The organism is Idiomarina sp. 017G (assembly GCF_004362265.1).
In the GTDB taxonomy this organism is placed as follows: domain Bacteria; phylum Pseudomonadota; class Gammaproteobacteria; order Enterobacterales; family Alteromonadaceae; genus Idiomarina; species Idiomarina loihiensis.
The window spans coordinates 1-14332 of sequence record NZ_SNWT01000010.1 but is presented as its reverse complement, the minus strand read 5'-3'; the positions used below and the strand labels follow the sequence as shown (position 1 = coordinate 14332).

Below are 14332 nucleotides of genomic sequence, written 5' to 3'. Positions count from 1 at the left end.
TTATTGTAAGCGTCCTGTCCGCTAATCACCATGCCGAAAATGAATACACAAACAATACTGACAAAAGTTTCCGAGTTTATGAACACTCAGGTTCCGTTCCAGGCACTGCTTGGCCTGGAAATTACGGAGTTTAACCCTGCGCGTGGTGAAATTCGATTTAAATGGCAGGAACAACTTATGGGTAATGTGCCACAGCGTATGCTGCACGGCGGGGTTACCGCAACAGCCCTGGACACCGCCGGAGGACTGGTCGCTATTGCCGGCATGGTCGACAGACTGGAGTCTCCTACTGAAGCTTATTTAATGGAGCGTCTGAGCCGTTGTGGTACTATTGACCTTCGGGTTGATTATCTTCGTCCGGGACGCGGTACCGAGTTCATAGCCAGCGCAACCATTATCCGCTCAGGTAATAAAGTAGCGGTGGCACGGATGGAGTTGCACAACGAAGAAGGCACGCACATAGCGTTCGGAACCGGGACTTATCTGGTCGGCTAACGCTGATAAAAAAGGATTCTATCGACATGTCCGATGACGCTGTTCGGGCGCGGCAAGGCGTTTTTTTCGCACTTGCAGCCTATACTTTTTGGGGCATAGCACCGGTTTACTTCAAGCTGGTGAAACAAGTACCTGCACTAGAAATACTCTCCCATAGAATTATCTGGGCATTTTTGATGGTGTTTGTGCTGATAGTTGCCATGAAGCGACTGGATCGCATTCGCCCTATTCTGAAAAGCCGCAAATTAGTACTACGCTTAACCCTGGCAACCTGCCTGCTGGGTGGTAACTGGTTTTTATTTATTTGGGCCGTCAACAGTAACCACATGTTAGATGCCAGCCTCGGCTACTACATTAACCCATTATTGAATGTGGCTATCGGAATGGTGTTTTTTGCCGAACGTATGCGCCGCTTGCAGTTAGTTGCCATTGCTATGGCCGTGGTGGGCGTTACCATCCAAATTGTTACCTTTGGCTCGGTACCCTGGGTGGCTCTGGCTTTAGCCTCTAGTTTTGCCATTTACGGCGCCATTCGCAAACGTCTGCCGGTCGATTCTATTAGCGGACTTTGGCTGGAAACCGCGATTCTATTCCCGGTAATGCTTATTTATCTATTTGTGTTTGCCGAATCAGCCAGTAGTGATTTAACCGCTAACCCGTGGACGTTAAACCTGTTGCTCGTTGCCGCCGGGCTGGTCACAACCATTCCACTACTGTGTTTTACCGCAGCAGCACAGCGCCTGCGTTATGCGACACTGGGTTTTTTCCAGTATATAGCTCCAACATTAATGTTTGCTTTGGCGGTAGTGGTTTACGGTGAGCCTTTAGAAGAAAGTAAGCTGGTCACTTTCATTATTATCTGGAGTGCGCTGGCACTGTACAGTTTCGATTCTATTATACAGCGCCAGCGTGATCGTAAAGCGAAGAAGAAGTTAGCTTCAGCTGAGGCTGGCATCCATTGAGATTTCAGCCTTCAGCACTTTGCTGACAGGACAGCCTTCTTTCGCTTTTTCAGCCAGTTTCTGGAATTTGTCTTCGTCAATATCCGGAATACTGGCTTTCACCTTCAGATGAATTTTAGCGATACTGAAGCCGTCACCATCTTCTTCTAACGACACTTCGGCTTTAGCATCAATACTGTCCGGCTCATAGCCAGATTCACCCAGCATTAACGAAAACGCCATGGCATAACAGCCTGCGTGCGCCGCACCCAGAAGTTCTTCCGGGTTGGTGCCTTTGCCTTCTTCAAAGCGGCTCTTAAATGAGTACTGGGTACTGTCTAAAACACCACTTTGCGTTGAAACAACGCCTGAACCTTCTTTTATACTACCTTTCCACTGTGCATTTGCAGAGCGTTTCATAAAATGCCTCCGACATTGTATGTATGTACCTTAAAGGTAGTCGAAGAATGCGGTTTTTGATCACCTCTTTACACTTTAGAAAACCGGATCCAGTCGTGCATAAGCAACAACCAGCCACTTGCTGCCGACATTGTCGAAGTTAATCTGAATTCTGGATTGCGGACCGGTACCTTCATAATTCAGCACCGTACCCTCGCCAAACTTAGGATGACGTACCCGCTGGCCTAATGAATACCCCGTTTGCTCAAAGCTTTCGTGGCTGGCTGCGTTATTGAATCGGCCATAACTGGCGGGCTTTTCTACCCGGGTTTGCAGCCGCACTTCATGCAGAGTATCCGCCGGTATTTCACTGATAAAGCGACTGACTTTATGGAACAACTCCTGACCGTAAATACGGCGCTGCTCAGCATAAGTAAGCACTAACTTTTCCATTGCACGGGTCATACCGACGTAGCAAAGACGGCGCTCTTCTTCCAGCCTTCCGGGCTCATCCATCGACTGCTGAGACGGGAACAGGCCTTCTTCCACACCGGTCATAAACACTAAAGGAAATTCCAGACCTTTAGCACTGTGCAGTGTCATGAGCTGTACGGCATCCTGATATTCATCGGCCTGCTCTTCGCCAGCTTCAAGCGAGGCGTGTGCCAGAAACGCATTCAGCGGGGTCATGTCTTCTTCGGCGTCATCCAGAGTGAAGTTTTCACAGGCAGTCACCAGCTCTTTTAAGTTTTCGACCCGGGTTTCCGCTTTTTCGCCTTTTTCGGCCTCGTACATGGCCATCAGACCGCTTTTCTTAATGACTTCGTCACTCAGGCGGCCTAATGAAAACTCTTCGGTTTCGTCGTCTAAGTTCTCGATAAAATCCAGAAACGAACCCACCGCGTTACGCGCACGCCCGGCCAACTGCTTTTCATTGACCATATATTTTGCCGCCTGCCATAAAGACTCTTCACGTTCTCGGGCAGCCTGGCGGATCATATCCATAGTACGGTTACCAATGCCCCGCGTCGGCGTATTGATCACCCGCTCGATAGCGGCGTCATCGTCGCGGTTGCCGAGAATTCGCAAGTACGCTAGTGCGTCTTTTATTTCCTGGCGGTCGAAGAAACGCAAGCCGCCATAAATACGATACGGGACGCGCGCATGCAGCAACGCTTCCTCTAAAATACGTGATTGTGCGTTACTTCGGTATAAAATGGCGGAGTCTTGCAGCGAACCGCCCTGATCACGCCATTCTTCAATTCGTGCCACAATATAGCGGGCTTCGTCCATTTCATTGAAGCCGGCATACAGACTTATCGGCTCGCCGTCGTTGCCATCGGTCCATAAGTCTTTACCCAGACGCCCCGAGTTATTGGAAATAACTGAGTTTGCGGCGCGCAAAATGGTGCTTGTAGAGCGATAGTTCTGCTCCAGCCGGATAGTCTCAGAGCCTTCAAAATCCGATAGAAACTGATGAATATTCTCGACTTTGGCACCACGCCAGCCATAAATGGACTGGTCATCGTCACCAACAATGGTGACGCTGTTCTGACTGCCCGCTAATAAACGGATCCAAGCGTACTGAATGGAGTTGGTGTCCTGAAACTCGTCGACCAGAATATGGCGGAAGCGGTTTTGATAATGCTCGCGGACAATGCGGTTATTGCGCAGTAACTCGTGCGCGCGCAGAAGCAATTCGGCAAAATCCACCAGGCCTGCACGGTCACAGCTCTCCTGATACAAGGTGTAGATTTCTTTTAAGGTTTGCTCTGTAGGATCGTAGGTTTCTATGTGCTGCGGGCGCAGACCTTCGTCTTTTTTACCATTGATGTACCACTGCGCCTGCTTTGCCGGCCAGCGTTTATCATCCAGGTTTAAGCTTTTAATTAAACGTTTAATTAACCGTTGCTGGTCATCACTGTCAATTATCTGAAAGTTTTGCGGCAGACCTACGTCCATATAATGCGCACGCAATAAGCGATGCGCCAGACCATGGAAGGTACCAATCCACATACCACGTACCGAGCTGCCTACCAGTTGCTCAACCCGTCCGCGCATTTCGGCTGCCGCTTTATTGGTAAAGGTAACAGCCAGAATACTAAAGGGCGAATACTGCCGCTCCTGAATAAGCCAGGCAATGCGGTGCACCAGCACACGGGTTTTACCACTACCGGCTCCGGCCAGAACCAGCATGTGACCGTCGGTTGCAGATACGGCCTGCTGCTGTCGTTCGTTTAAATCTGCCAGAAGCGGGTGTGTACTCATTAGCGGTCACCTAAATCATTATTGAGAACTGTATTACGTTATGCCGTCAGTGTAATAGTGCATCACTGTATAAGCAACCAGTAGTTGTTCGCCGGCTTTAATCCAATAAAAGCCGTTGTAGCTGATTCAGGTTATGCAAAGTAAGGGTTGGCAACACCGATAAGTGCGCAGTGGTTCCCAGCCCCGAGGTTAGCCAGGCCGACTGCCAACCATGACGCTGCGCGCCAAGAATATCGGAATATGGATGATCTCCCACATGTAAGAACTCATGCGGTTGCAACTCAGGTAACTTTCGTTCAGCGGCGGCGAACATATCGGGCAAGGGTTTGCCGCGAATGCCGTCTCCGGGCTGAATCACCAGCTCGAAGTACTTAGCCAGACCAATTTTATCCGCATTAACATTGCCATTACTCAGCGCAATTAATTTGTAACGCTGCGACAGAGCCTCCAATAATTTTATACTGTCTTGTGGCACTTCAAAGTTACTGCGCTCGGACAGAAACACATCCATAATGGTATTCGCGGCCCGTGCCGAATCATCAACACCGAACTTCTCTAACCCCAGTTCCAGGGTCTTCAGGCGCAGTTTGGTCATATCGCTGGCAAGAGTTTCATCAGTACGGCTAACCTCATCACGGAAGCGGCGCCAGTGGTGCATGTCCCACTCAGCAGTTTGCGGGTATTGTTCCGCAATATAGCTGTGAGCGACTTCTTCCGTACGCTGCATAACCGGCACGTTGTCATAAAGCGTGTCGTCTAAATCAAAACTGATAACTTTGGGTAAATGCCAACGGCGGTGGAACTGCATAACGCGTTACTCTTATTTGATAAAAGTTAAGTCGATTTTTTCCGGGCGCGCGGGTGGGCGCTGTCATAAACACTGGCTAAACGTTTAAAGTCCAGATGAGTATACACCTGAGTTGTGGATAAGTTAGCGTGTCCAAGCATTTCCTGCACAGCGCGCAAATCACCACTGGATTCCAGCATATGAGAGGCAAACGAATGCCGTAACTTATGCGGGTGCAAGTCACCCACCACACCTTGTTGTTTGCCCCAGTAATTCAGCCGCTGCTGCACAGTACGGGGGCTAATACGCTGTAGCCTTTTGCTCACAAAGAGCGCCAGCTCAGGCTTTTGATTTAACCAGGCCTGACGCACTGACAACCATTTTTTTAAGGCTTTTTCAGCACAACGACCAAAGGGCACAATACGCGTTTTGCTGCCTTTACCGGTCACCCGTAATTGCATCATACGGTGGTCAATGTGGTCTAGATCAAGACTCACCAGCTCCGCCAGACGAATACCACTGGCATAGAGCAGCTCCATCATGGCGGCATCGCGAATGGCTAAATCATCATCTGTGGGTAAATCCAGTAAATGAGAAATACTATCCACATCGAGGTTTTTAGGTAACCGTTTGGGAATTTTAGGTGCCGATACTGACATCGCCGGGTTGTCATCCATAGCGTTAGATTCCACCATGAACTGACAGAAAGTGCGCCATGCCGATAGTTTTAAAGCGATACTGCGTTCACCCAGCCCATTGCGCCGCCAACCGACTAAAAGCCGTTCAATAACAGGGACACGCAGCGCTTTAGGTTCCGTTATTTTTTGCAGTTCAAGAGCAGTCAGATCAGCGGCGATAAGGCGCTGGTAATTCTTTAGCGTTAGCTCCGCTAAGCCCCGCTCTCCCTGCAGTTGTTGCATCCATTTTTGCTGCCAGTCATGCAGCTTCATGGTTTTGCAGTAGCCCCGGTAACAATGCGCTGAGCAAGGCCTGTAGCTGATTGATCAGTAACTTGTCCATGGCCGGCTCAAAGTAACTGGCGTTAGTATTACCAACCGCCAGCATGCCCAATTCGCCGTTGTCACCGAGTAAAAGCAATGCCACGGAAGCAATCTCTTCATCCTGGAACAACAACTTATGCTCTTGCTCCGTTAAGCGGCCAAGATAGATAGAGCTTTCATTAAAACGTTTGCTTAGTAGCTTCTTGTGAGTGTCGGAAGCAAAGCTGTACTGCTCGCCTAAATCGACCGGGCTGTCGAAAAACTTCAAGGACAAGGCCGGCATTTCCAGCTCATTCTCAAAGGTGTTTTGCAGTTCATCCAGAACCTGACTCAGGCTCTGACAGCGCAACAGACTGACGTATAAATTGCTGTAAGCCGAGAAAATAGCTTCATTGCGGCGAGCGTTTATCATCAGCTCGGTAATTTCTTCTTCCAGTTGCTGTACGCGCAAACGCAGCTTCTGTTGCTGCCGTTCAATTAACGAGACGGCGCCTTTTTCACTGTGTTGAAACTGTAACTGAGCCAGCAAGTCATCATTTCTCGTGAAAAAGTCAGGATTCTCTTGTAAGTATTCTCTGATCAGGCTGTCGTCTAAACGTTCATTTGCAATCATGTTCGATTCGCTATTCATAACACCATTTGTCCATCGTAAACTAATTCTGCGGGGCCGGTCATTTTTACAGGCTGCCCCTGCTGCCAACGGATAATTAAGTCCCCGCCAGGCAAACTGACTTTTACTCGTTCATTTAATAAGCCTTGCTGAATACCGGCTACAGCTGCCGCACAGGCGCCACTGCCGCACGCCCGAGTTTCACCAACACCACGCTCAAACACGCGCAGTTTAATTTCATCAGCCGATACTTTCTGCATAAAACCGACATTCACGCTTTCGGGGAAGCGCTCATGCGCTGCCAGAGCCGCTCCAAGGGTTTCCACGGGTGCCGTGTCAACGTCATCCACAGCGATAACACAATGCGGATTGCCCAGACCCAGAACACCACAAAGAACTGTTTCTTCTTTTACTCTTAAAACGTAAGTCTGCTCTGCTTTTTGCGCTTTAAAAGGCACCGCCGCCGGTTCGAATAAGGGTTCGCCCATATCCACCGTAACCTGACCGTCTTTCTCTAAGTGCAGAACCATTTTTCCGGCCTTGGTGCTCACTTTAAGGTGATTTTTATTGCTTAAGTTTTTAGCTTTTACAAACTTCGCAAAGCAGCGGGCACCGTTGCCACATTGAGCAACTTCGCTGCCATCGGCATTAAAAATGCGGTAGTGAAAATCCAGATCAGGGTCATAGGGTGGCTCAACTAACAGCATCTGATCAAAACCAATGCCTGTGTGCCGGTCTGCCCAGCGACGTATTTGGTCTGGGTTCACATATAAATTCTGAGTGACGTTATCCACCACCATAAAGTCGTTGCCGAGCCCGTGCATTTTTGAAAAATGTAATAACATTTTTATTGGCCTTCCTGATGTAACAAGTGCTCGCCCCGGACGAGATCGTTAAAGCTTTCACGTTCGCGGATCAGTGTAGCATTATCACCTGAGACCAAAACCTCGGGCGGGCGGCCACGACTGTTATAGTTAGACGCCATAGTAAAACCATAGGCACCGGCATGTTTAATGGCCAGTACGTCGCCCTGTTGCACATTTAAATGCCGTGCGTGTCCGAAAAAGTCGCCGGTTTCACACACCGGGCCGACAATATCATTCAACTGGTCGCCGCCGCGCTTATTTTCGTGCGCGGGTAAAATGTCGTGCCAGGCCTGGTACAAAGACGGACGTATTAAATCGTTCATGCCGGCGTCAACCAACACAAAGTTCTTATCTTCTGAGGGTTTAATGTATTCCACTGTGGTCAGCAAAACACCCGCGTCTGCGGTAATAGCACGACCAGGTTCCAGTACCAAAGTAATTTGCGGGTAATTCTCGGCTAACTTGACCAGTTCCTTTAAATAAAAGGACTTATCCAACGGCTCTTCCGGCTGATACGCCACACCAAAACCGCCACCTAAATCCAGGTGTGTCAGCTGGACACCGTCTTTTTCCAGTTCCGAAACCAGGTTAAACATGCGCTGCGCGGCATCGAGGAAAGGCTCAGCTGTCATTATTTGTGAGCCAATATGGCAGTCCGCACCAATTAAATTAATATTAGGTAGGCTATGCGCCTTCAGAAAAACCGGCTTGGCCAGTGACATGCTAATGCCAAACTTGTTGGCTTTCATGCCTGTGGCAATGTACGGATGCGTTTTGGCATCAACGTCGGGGTTCACTCTTAACGACACCGGAGCCTGTTTGTCCATGGCGGCAGCAATGTCCTGAATACGCTCAAGCTCCGCCTCAGACTCTACGTTAAAGCAGCCAATGCCCGCTTCCAGCGCCATAATGATTTCGTCTTTTGACTTCGCTACACCGGAAAAGACCACGTCGCCAGCTTTACCACCAGCCATGAGTACGCGCTGAAGCTCGCCACCGGAAACAATATCGAAACCTGCGCCATGCTCAGCCAGTAACTGCAAAATAGCTAAATTGCTATTGGCTTTTACTGCATAACACAGCTTATGAGGTGCGGGCCAGTATTGCTGAAACTCACGCCAGTTTTTTAGAATCTGACCTTTGGAATAAACATACAAAGGCGAACTAAAACGCTCAATAAGACTCTCGACGTCGCAGTTTTCAATATGAAACTGACCATTTTTATAGTCAATTAATTCGCTCATTTGGTGTCTTCCGCTGGCGGCTCTGCAGGTGTATTTTGCTCTGGCATAGGCTCAGGCGTCAGTGGTCCTTTCTGACCACAACCGACTAAAGTCATTAAAATGGCTGATAGCACCAGCGTCTTGATTACAATTCGACTAAACATCGCTAAACTATAGGTATTCCGTTTGGGTTTCTATGATGCCTATCATCGCACCAGATACCTAAAAAGTCATTAATCGTCGTAAAGGAAAACGAATGACCCAACGCGTTAGAATTGCAACACGCAAAAGCAAGCTGGCTTTATGGCAGGCTGAACACATTCAACAACGCCTTGAAAAGCTGCATCCGGGCCTGTCGGTAGAGCTGGTTCCTATGTCTACCAAGGGCGATGTCATTCTGGATACTCCGCTGGCAAAAATTGGCGGTAAAGGCTTGTTCGTAAAAGAACTGGAAGTGGCGATGCTGGAAGGCCGTGCTGATATTGCCGTACACAGCATGAAAGACTTACCGGTTGAGTTCCCGCCGGGGCTGGAGCTTCACACCATTTGCGAACGCGAAGATCCGCGCGATGCTTTTGTATCCAACAACTACAAAAACCTTAATGAGCTGCCGGAAGGCGCAGTCGTCGGAACCTGTAGTTTACGTCGCCGCTGCCAGGTAAAAGAGCAGTTTCCACATTTAGTCATAAAAGATTTACGCGGCAACGTTCAAACACGTTTACGCAAACTGGATGAAGGTGAATTTGATGCCATTATCCTGGCGGCATCGGGTCTCATTCGACTGGAGCTGGGCGACCGCATTACCTCCTTTATTCCGGTGGAGCAGTCATTACCGGCTAATGGACAAGGCGCACTGGGTATTGAGTGCCGCAGCGATGACGACGAAATGAAAGCCTTACTTGCACCGCTGCAATGTCAGGAAACCCGTACCCGGGTGTTAGCTGAACGGGCAATGAACCGCGGGCTGGATGGCGGCTGTCAGGTGCCTATTGGTGCTTATGCAGAGCTGGAAGGTGATGAAGTCTATTTACGCGGCCTGGTTGGTGAACCTGATGGCGGAAAAGTGCTTCGTGATGAAGTGCGCGGCCCGGCGTCTAAAGCCGAAGAGTTAGGTTCAGAGCTTGCTGAGCGGTTACTTAAACAAGGTGCAGCTGAAATTCTGAGCGCAGTCTATGACAGTGAATCCAGTCACTCATAAAGCGGTTTTACTGCTGCGTCCGGGCAAGAGTCCGGACGACTTTACCCAACAGCTGCGCAAAACTGGCAGAGAATGCTTTGTTCACAGTTTTATTGAGATAGAGCCTTTACCTGTGAATAAAGAGCAGCTGACCCAGATTAAACAAAAGCATTGGGACGGCATTGTTATTGTCAGTAAAAATGCAGCTCATTATGCCGCTCTGGCAGGCTTTACCGGAGTTCCTTCTAAATATTATGCAGTAGGTCCGGGAACCGCTTCTTTTGCGTGCAAACATTTAAACACTGCCGTGAGCTGTCCGGCCTTCATACATCAGTCGGAAGGGTTGCTGGAGTTGTCTGAATTACAAAAACTGCAGCAACAGAACTGGTTGATCATTCGCGGAGAAGGCGGTCGTGAATTATTGGCGGATGCCATACGAGCTCGCGGAGCTTCTGTCGATTACTGGGAAGTGTATCGCCGAAAACAACTCACATTGAACGACCCTGAACTGATTCAGCAGTGGATAAGCTCAGTTGGTACTATTGTTGTTACCAGCGCTGAACAACTGGGATACTTTTTGTCGTCTATGCCAAACTCTGCCCAAAGCTGGCTGGATAGCTGTCAGTGGATAGTTCCAAGTCATCGCCTGAAAGGTTTGATTCCTTTCGGACAATCAGACAATATCAAAGTGACAGGCAGTGCAGCGGACGCCATATTAATGAATGCGCTAATAGCGGATGGAAAAACTCATGACTGAAGAGAATAAAATTGAGAACGAAGAAGTTCAGAATAATGAACAAAGTAGCGAGAAGAGCACAGAAGAAGAAACTATAACCGCCGAGAAAAGTAGCGGGCGTTTCTTCAAACGCTTAGTCTGGCTTATTGTTTTAATCGCTATTGTCGCCGCCGCATACTGGGGCTATACGCGTTTCCCTGGTTTATTTAAGACAGACTCTGAACAGGTTAGTGAGCAACCGCAGGAAGATCCGGTTGAAACGCGCTTTAAACAACTGGAACGTTCCGTTGGAAATCTGGAACAACAACTACAGAACACCGTGCAGTCCCGCGAACTGGATAGGTTGAGTAACACCGACCAACAACTGCAGCGGGAACTGACGAGTTTGCGTCAGAGCCTCGAAGATCTTCGTGACGACATGCGCAAAACGCCTGCCGAAAAAGCGGCTTACTGGCGCCTACTGGAGATAAAACAAACCTTATCAGCGGCTGCACGAATGATGTGGAGCCAGGACGACTACAAAGCGGCGCTGCAACTTTTGAAGTTAGCCGACCAGCAGCTGTCGGGTATCGACAGTCGTAACGCAATTCGTACCCGCGAGAAGCTGGCGGGTGATATTGAACGAGTGAATGCCGCAGTTAAAGCAGACAATACTGACCTGGCGCTGCAACTCGTGGGTCTGCAACAACGCGTGTCAGACCTGCCCGACGAAGTAAACAGTAATCAACAGCGCTTAAGTTCCAATACTCAAAATGTCAGTGGCGATGTTAATGACTGGCAAACGAACCTGAGCGCTAACTGGCAGTCATTCCTTGATAACTTTATCCGCATTCAACCCGTGGACAGCGATCCTAAACCTCTGCTGAGTGCGACCCAGCGCACAGCAATAAACGAACGCATTCAACTACTCTTTACTCTGGCTCAACAGGCGGCTGTACAGAACAATGATGAATTGTGGCAGCGCTACCTGGACCAATTATCTAAACTAATTGCGCAGGTAAAAGGCGATGGTGCAGCTTCACAGGATATTATTTCGCGTATTCAGTCACTAGGCCAGGAAGACTTTGAACAGCTGAGTATAGAGCAGCTTGAATCGCTGGACTTCATCGCTCAGGCTATTGAGCAGGGAGATGCCTCATGAAATGGATCATCGCTCTGGTTGTCATCATTATATTGGGGGCCATTATTGGACCACTCGCGTCGGGTAACGCGGGCTATGTTTTAGTTCAGTTTGCCGGAGTAGCGATTGAGACAACCGTAGTCGGCCTGTTTGTCGTTACTATTGTGGCAATTGCCGTACTCAGTGTTGTGGTGTCATTACTGCGCCGGCTGCTTAGCAAAACCCGCCAGGGTCGGAAGTGGTTGGCAAATCGAAGCGAACGTAAAGCTCAGAACATTTTTCAGCAGGGCATACGCGAGCTGCTGGATGACAATCCCGAAAAAGCAACTGAGAGCCTGTCTAAGGCTTACAAAAAATCTCCTGATAACAACATTGCCGCGTTAACTGCAATTGCCGCCTGTCTCAATAAAGACGCCGGAAAGGCAACTTACTGGCACGATGAAGCAGGGGCATTTTATGATAATGCAGATACACTGCTTCAGCTTGTTTCCATTGAACAGTTGGTAAAAAAAGACCCGGCAGAAGCGGATAAAGAGATGCGAAGCTTATTAGAAGCTAAGCCACACTCTGCCAATGTACTTAAGTTAGCGTACCGGGTCTTTAAAGCGTCTGGAAACTGGCAGCAACTGAAAGAGCTATTACCTGAGTTACGCCGTGTAACTGACCTTGCTCCGGCGGAGTTTGACCGTCTTGAATATCAAGTCTATTTTGAACGCTTTGTTGCTGAGGGTCGCAAAAGTAACGAGATGCTGTACAACGAGTGGCGCAGCCTTCCCAGTAAACAACGCAGCGACGCAACCATCAGGTTGAGTTATGCCGCCGCGTTAAAACATTTAGGTGATTACGAAGTCTCTGCCAGAGTGATTTTAAAAGGATTAAAAAGAGGGGAGTTGCAACCAGCTGCCGTTAACTCTTTGCATTTATTTAATGCGAAATCGGAAAAGTTGCTGGAGTTTGTTCAAGCTCAGTTGAAACAAGATCCGGAAAATAGAGATTACCTCTATGCTCTTGCACAAATCGCTATGGATAATCAGGACTTTTCGTTAGCGCAACGTGCTTTGAAAAAGTTAGTAGAAATTGAACCCAGCAGTCACGTCTACCGCTTATTGGGCAATGCTTATCATGCTCTTGGTGATAGTCAGCTAGCTGCTAACGCCTATAAAGAGGCGTTAGCTCACTAGTTAAACGTTGGCGCTGTAATTATTGACGTATACCTTCAATTGACAGCGTCAGCTCAACTTCTTTAGCCGTTGGGCCTAAGTTATAGTCAATTCCGTAATCAGCCAAGGTTAGGTCTACTTCACCTTCGAAGCCACGACGGAATCCGCCCCATGGATCTTTACCTGCACCAACATGCTCAACTTCGATTGCTATCTCTTTGGTTACACCATTAAGAGTGAATTCACCATACATAGTGCCTTCACCTTCGTCGTCATCGTCCGGAACATATTTAGTACTTTTGAACGTAGCAGTAGGGTGATCAGAAACACTCAAGAAGTCATCGCCACGTAAGTGTTTGTCACGCTCAGCGTGGTTAGTATCAACGCTGGAGGTATCGATTGTGACGTTAACAGAGGCATTCTCCGGTGCATTCTCGTCATAGCTAAAGGAGCCTTCGAAGTCGTTAAAACGGCCGTATAACCAACTGTAGCCTAAGTGACTAATTTTAAACTCAATAAAGGCGTGTTGACCTTCAGTATCAATTTTATAGTCTTCAGCTATAGCTGCCGACGTAAATAACGCACTACCCGCTACAGCGGCTGCAATTAATGTCTTTTTCATTATGATTTCCTCTTAGTTTTTCCAAACATTCGAATAAGTGTGCTGTCTCTATTAATAAAATGATGTTTCAGCGCTGCTAACCCATGCCCACCAGCCAGGATCACTAAAGACAACGCTGAATACCAATGTATGTCACCAGCAATATCTTCTTGCTTTGGTAAATCGGTTATTACTGCTGGTACCGAGAACCAGTCAAATACGCTGATAGAACTACCATCTGCTGTTGAAATCAAAAAACCGCTAATCATTACTGTGAATAGCAGTAAATAAAGTAAAAAGTGGCCTGCTTTTGCTCCTAACCGCTCGAACTTGCTACCTAAAGGTTTAGGCTTAGTATTGGTTAAAGTCCAGAACACTCGTAAAACCGTTACAATAAGTAAGGTAATGCCAAACGATTTATGCCACCAGGGACCCAGACGATACCACTCGTCGTAGTAGGTCAGAGTTAGCATCCACCAGCCTAAAGCAAATAAACCAAATATTATTAAGGCCGACAGCCAGTGAATTAATACTGCTGTCAAACCGTATTTATCTGATGTGTTTTTCCACATAAAGTTTTCCTGATTTGTCTAAGTTTTATATTAGTTCATATTTATAGAATGAAAATACGTATTATTAGTAGATTAACATCTAATTAATAGAATGTAGTAGCCTGATGCTCTTGCATCAGGTGGGGTGGTTGGGGTGGACGCTCGGGATAGAGTAATCGAAAGGCCGGTTGGTGAGCTGGGTACCGGGGTAAATGCGCTGCGGCTTCAGCTTTAAAAGGAGTTAAGGAGTACAGCCTCAGGGATCTCACCTGACGTGAACGTCAGGCTACCCAGCAGGCATAAAAAAACCCCAGCCGATTGGGCTGGGGTTATTTATTTGTAGTCTGGCGGTGACCTACTCTCGCATGGGGAGACCCCACACTACCATCGGCGCTGG

The 14332-nt window shown here is 48.2% G+C and carries 16 protein-coding genes; 6 read left to right on the top strand and 10 right to left on the bottom strand.

The genetic code is table 11. The annotated features are described in order from the left end of the window. The first annotated feature begins 39 nt into the window (after positions 1–39). Entirely contained in the window at positions 40–495 is a 456-nt protein-coding gene (locus tag DEU30_RS11775; protein ID WP_196803384.1) for a thioesterase family protein, read from the top strand. Between the two features lie 26 nt (positions 496–521). Continuing rightward, positions 522–1457 carry an EamA family transporter RarD gene (rarD, locus tag DEU30_RS11770; protein WP_011235773.1) on the top strand — a complete coding sequence of 312 codons (936 nt, stop codon included), beginning with the start codon at positions 522–524 and terminating at the stop codon, positions 1455–1457. On the opposite strand, the gene DEU30_RS11765 is transcribed toward rarD, so the two are convergent. The 8 genes from DEU30_RS11765 to DEU30_RS11730 all read right to left on the bottom strand — a co-directional run bounded on the left by DEU30_RS11765 (position 1434) and on the right by DEU30_RS11730 (position 8754). Then, complete coding sequence (locus DEU30_RS11765) at positions 1434–1856, bottom strand: OsmC family protein (protein WP_011235774.1); 423 nt, start codon at positions 1854–1856, stop codon at positions 1434–1436. The two genes, rarD and DEU30_RS11765, sit on opposite strands and share 24 nt — an antisense overlap. 75 nt (positions 1857–1931) lie before the next feature. After that, positions 1932–4103 (bottom strand): DNA helicase II, encoded by a 2172-nt coding sequence (uvrD, locus tag DEU30_RS11760; protein ID WP_034822914.1) that lies wholly within the window; start codon positions 4101–4103, stop codon positions 1932–1934. Positions 4104–4200: 97 nt separating this feature from the next. After that, positions 4201–4911 (bottom strand): HAD-IA family hydrolase, encoded by a 711-nt coding sequence (locus DEU30_RS11755; RefSeq protein ID WP_114982278.1) that lies wholly within the window; start codon positions 4909–4911, stop codon positions 4201–4203. A gap of 26 nt (positions 4912–4937) precedes the next feature. Next, positions 4938–5840: a tyrosine recombinase XerC gene (locus tag DEU30_RS11750; RefSeq protein WP_011235777.1), complete on the bottom strand. Its 903-nt coding sequence runs from the start codon at positions 5838–5840 to the stop codon at positions 4938–4940. After that, positions 5827–6522, bottom strand: coding sequence for a DUF484 family protein (locus tag DEU30_RS11745; RefSeq protein ID WP_114982277.1), 696 nt, complete (start codon positions 6520–6522; stop codon positions 5827–5829). The genes DEU30_RS11750 and DEU30_RS11745 overlap by 14 nt, the downstream gene beginning before the upstream one ends. Next, entirely contained in the window at positions 6519–7346 is an 828-nt protein-coding gene (gene dapF / locus DEU30_RS11740; protein WP_114982276.1) for a diaminopimelate epimerase, read from the bottom strand. The genes DEU30_RS11745 and dapF overlap by 4 nt, the downstream gene beginning before the upstream one ends. Positions 7347–7348: 2 nt before the next feature. Beyond that, positions 7349–8611 carry a diaminopimelate decarboxylase gene (gene lysA / locus DEU30_RS11735; RefSeq protein ID WP_011235780.1) on the bottom strand — a complete coding sequence of 421 codons (1263 nt, stop codon included), beginning with the start codon at positions 8609–8611 and terminating at the stop codon, positions 7349–7351. Next, positions 8608–8754, bottom strand: a complete 147-nt coding sequence (locus DEU30_RS11730; protein WP_011235781.1) for a lipoprotein — start codon at positions 8752–8754, stop codon at positions 8608–8610. Before DEU30_RS11730 ends, lysA begins: the two co-directional genes overlap by 4 nt. A gap of 92 nt (positions 8755–8846) precedes the next feature. Here DEU30_RS11730 and hemC point away from each other — a divergent pair, with 92 nt between their 5' ends. From hemC to DEU30_RS11710, 4 genes are read left to right on the top strand one after another with little or no spacing between them, the layout of a single operon-like run. Next, positions 8847–9788: a hydroxymethylbilane synthase gene (gene hemC, locus DEU30_RS11725; protein ID WP_114982275.1), complete on the top strand. Its 942-nt coding sequence runs from the start codon at positions 8847–8849 to the stop codon at positions 9786–9788. Continuing rightward, a complete protein-coding gene (locus tag DEU30_RS11720) occupies positions 9763–10524 on the top strand; it encodes a uroporphyrinogen-III synthase (RefSeq protein ID WP_114982274.1) in 762 nt (253 codons plus the stop codon). The genes hemC and DEU30_RS11720 overlap by 26 nt, the downstream gene beginning before the upstream one ends. After that, on the top strand, positions 10517–11644 hold the full coding sequence (locus DEU30_RS11715; protein ID WP_114982273.1) for a uroporphyrinogen-III C-methyltransferase: 1128 nt from the start codon (positions 10517–10519) through the stop codon (positions 11642–11644). The genes DEU30_RS11720 and DEU30_RS11715 overlap by 8 nt, the downstream gene beginning before the upstream one ends. Then, positions 11641–12804: a heme biosynthesis HemY N-terminal domain-containing protein gene (locus DEU30_RS11710; protein ID WP_110013538.1), complete on the top strand. Its 1164-nt coding sequence runs from the start codon at positions 11641–11643 to the stop codon at positions 12802–12804. Before DEU30_RS11715 ends, DEU30_RS11710 begins: the two co-directional genes overlap by 4 nt. Before the next feature lie 19 nt (positions 12805–12823). Here DEU30_RS11710 and DEU30_RS11705 read toward each other — a convergent pair whose 3' ends face one another. Then, positions 12824–13405 (bottom strand): YceI family protein, encoded by a 582-nt coding sequence (locus tag DEU30_RS11705; RefSeq protein WP_110013539.1) that lies wholly within the window; start codon positions 13403–13405, stop codon positions 12824–12826. Further along, positions 13405–13956, bottom strand: a complete 552-nt coding sequence (locus tag DEU30_RS11700; RefSeq protein ID WP_011235787.1) for a cytochrome b — start codon at positions 13954–13956, stop codon at positions 13405–13407. Before DEU30_RS11700 ends, DEU30_RS11705 begins: the two co-directional genes overlap by 1 nt. Between the last annotated feature and the right edge of the window lie 376 nt (positions 13957–14332).

What these genes read in the sequence shown, in the direction of transcription:
- DEU30_RS11775 (WP_196803384.1), top strand. Translation starts at nt 40, where the DNA reads ATGAATACACAAACAATACTGACAAAAGTTTCCGAGTTTATGAACACT.
- rarD (WP_011235773.1), top strand. Translation starts at nt 522, where the DNA reads ATGTCCGATGACGCTGTTCGGGCGCGGCAAGGCGTTTTTTTCGCACTT.
- DEU30_RS11765 (WP_011235774.1), bottom strand. Translation starts at nt 1,856, where the DNA reads ATGAAACGCTCTGCAAATGCACAGTGGAAAGGTAGTATAAAAGAAGGT.
- uvrD (WP_034822914.1), bottom strand. Translation starts at nt 4,103, where the DNA reads ATGAGTACACACCCGCTTCTGGCAGATTTAAACGAACGACAGCAGCAG.
- DEU30_RS11755 (WP_114982278.1), bottom strand. Translation starts at nt 4,911, where the DNA reads ATGCAGTTCCACCGCCGTTGGCATTTACCCAAAGTTATCAGTTTTGAT.
- DEU30_RS11750 (WP_011235777.1), bottom strand. Translation starts at nt 5,840, where the DNA reads ATGAAGCTGCATGACTGGCAGCAAAAATGGATGCAACAACTGCAGGGA.
- DEU30_RS11745 (WP_114982277.1), bottom strand. Translation starts at nt 6,522, where the DNA reads ATGAATAGCGAATCGAACATGATTGCAAATGAACGTTTAGACGACAGC.
- dapF (WP_114982276.1), bottom strand. Translation starts at nt 7,346, where the DNA reads ATGTTATTACATTTTTCAAAAATGCACGGGCTCGGCAACGACTTTATG.
- lysA (WP_011235780.1), bottom strand. Translation starts at nt 8,611, where the DNA reads ATGAGCGAATTAATTGACTATAAAAATGGTCAGTTTCATATTGAAAAC.
- DEU30_RS11730 (WP_011235781.1), bottom strand. Translation starts at nt 8,754, where the DNA reads ATGTTTAGTCGAATTGTAATCAAGACGCTGGTGCTATCAGCCATTTTA.
- hemC (WP_114982275.1), top strand. Translation starts at nt 8,847, where the DNA reads ATGACCCAACGCGTTAGAATTGCAACACGCAAAAGCAAGCTGGCTTTA.
- DEU30_RS11720 (WP_114982274.1), top strand. Translation starts at nt 9,763, where the DNA reads ATGACAGTGAATCCAGTCACTCATAAAGCGGTTTTACTGCTGCGTCCG.
- DEU30_RS11715 (WP_114982273.1), top strand. Translation starts at nt 10,517, where the DNA reads ATGACTGAAGAGAATAAAATTGAGAACGAAGAAGTTCAGAATAATGAA.
- DEU30_RS11710 (WP_110013538.1), top strand. Translation starts at nt 11,641, where the DNA reads ATGAAATGGATCATCGCTCTGGTTGTCATCATTATATTGGGGGCCATT.
- DEU30_RS11705 (WP_110013539.1), bottom strand. Translation starts at nt 13,405, where the DNA reads ATGAAAAAGACATTAATTGCAGCCGCTGTAGCGGGTAGTGCGTTATTT.
- DEU30_RS11700 (WP_011235787.1), bottom strand. Translation starts at nt 13,956, where the DNA reads ATGTGGAAAAACACATCAGATAAATACGGTTTGACAGCAGTATTAATT.